This window comes from Endozoicomonas sp. ONNA2, assembly GCF_024606365.1.
GTDB lineage: Bacteria > Pseudomonadota > Gammaproteobacteria > Pseudomonadales > Endozoicomonadaceae > Endozoicomonas.
Genome location: NZ_JAHHPO010000671.1, coordinates 1 through 2,008 on the forward strand (window position 1 = coordinate 1; position 2,008 = coordinate 2,008).

1 protein-coding gene is annotated in these 2,008 nt (G+C 50.2%); it reads right to left on the minus strand.

The window, feature by feature from the left end:
• Positions 1 to 1,726, minus strand: a 1,726-nt coding sequence (locus tag KDK14_RS11755) for an NEL-type E3 ubiquitin ligase domain-containing protein (RefSeq protein WP_257265312.1), incomplete at its 3' end; no start/stop codon positions are given.
• Positions 1,727 to 2,008 lie beyond the last annotated feature (282 nt).

Sequence of the window (2,008 nt, forward strand, 5' to 3'; positions counted from 1 at the left end):
CAAAGGGCCGCACTGCCTGCACGCGCTGAAATTTCTGCCATGGCTCCCACTGGGCGAGAAAGTCCTCAAGCGCTGCGTCCGTACAGGATTCTTCAATGTTGACGCGAGCCCTGGCAATGTCCTCATCATTCACCAAGGCACACTCACGGAATAACATATTTTGGGTTGATCCGGGAAACTTGAAGAACCTGCCTAATTCAATCCGAAACGTCAGCTCAACCTCAATCTCATCCACCAGGGTGAGTGTTTTCATATGTGCACTGGCGATTGCCTTGATCTTTTCCAGAATCATCATTTGCCGACCCAGCGCCTTTAATTCAGTGGGGTCATGCATTTCTAACGCCAGGGTTTGGGCAGAGGTCAGTAATTGCATTGTTTCCAGGTCATCCAGGGCCAGGATCACCCGGTCATCACAGGAAGTGCCGGCATGGGATAAACGACCCAGGGCATCATCCCGAAACTGGTCATTGTCGGCCAGTAATGACATGACCGCCATTACCCGTTGGGCGAGGACAGGACGGGAATTAAGGTTCTGGTAATCTGCAGTGCCTGTCAGTCGCCCCAGAAATTCAATAAGGCCAGGGTCAGATCTGAGGTCAAGCGCAGGAGTTTCAGTATCGGTTGAGGCCAACTCCCGCCAAAAATCCAGGCCTTCCTGAAGTGTTGTAAACGCATGCACAGGGTTCCCTCTGCCCATATCATAATAAAACAGCATTCCTTCGGGTGGCGGCATGCCGGACAAACGTTGATATAATGCATCCGACAAACCGGTATCAAAAAGATGGACTTCGCGGAGGGCATCATTATTAGTTCGCCCCAACTCAGTAATCCAGTTAGGCATTGCTGTCAAGCCCCTGCAACCATTAAGTGAGAGGTTGGCCCTAAAGAACGGGTTCTGAGGCAAACATCTGAGGCTGATGCAACCGTCAAGAGAGACATTGCCCCCCACGCAGAGCGTATCAGGCAGTTCCCCCAGACCGGTGCACTCATCGAGATGAAGCTCCAGCGCAGAGAGGTTCTCCGGCAGTTTCCTGAGTCCAGTGCAACGCCTGATTGACAAAGCTTCCCCCACATCAAGGCCATCGGGCAGCTCACTGAGGGCTTCGCAATCATTAAGGATAAGACTTTTCTTTACCGTGAGCTTCTCGGGCAGCTCAGACAGCTTGCGGCATTGTGTTAAATCAAGTATGCCATCAAAGGTGAGATCCCCGGACAGGCTCTTCAGGTTGGGGCGATTTTTAAGTTCACAGTCGCCTTTGATGTGGATTTTCCCAGACAGAGTCTCCAGGTCGGTGCTGCCGGAAACACAAAAATCGTCATACACGGTGAGTTTTCCGGATAGGTGCTTCAGGTGGATGCAATCGGTAAGAAAAAAGTTCCCCGTCACGGTGAGCTGACCGGGCAGCGCAGCGGCTGGGCATTTGTCAAGCTCAAGGTTACCCTCCACCCGGTAATGGATATCATCAGAAAAATTCCCCAGCAGAATTAACTCTTTCATTTCGTCTGGGGTAACCGTTATTACCTCAGTGGCAATACGATCCTCCAATGATACAGTTTCTGGTGGGTAAGAAGTTTTTTCAGGTTGCGGGATGTATCGTTGTCCATCACCATGGTTGTTGTCGATATGGTTGTTGTCGATATGGTTGTAGTCAGAACAGTTGTTATCAACAGGTGATGATGTGGTTGCTGCAGGCGTAGTGCCTGAAGTTACTGCATTGGTATTCATAATTATGTTGTGAACTCTAATAAATTATCCGCTTGGTCGGTAACGATAAAGTCTTGCCCAAACCTGTCCCAAATGGTTTGCTCGACATTATTTTCAGAAGGCAGAATTTGTGCAGATGCAACACAAACCTAAAAAACAGAGCAGGTCTGGTTATTCCGGGACTGCTGTGGCAGTTCATCAGGTGACAATCAGGCACCGTTCAGTCTTGTTTTTTTGCAGGGGCGGGCACCGCCTCTATGAGCTTTACCACCTCCGACCAGTCCAGTGGGGTTCGGGTGTACG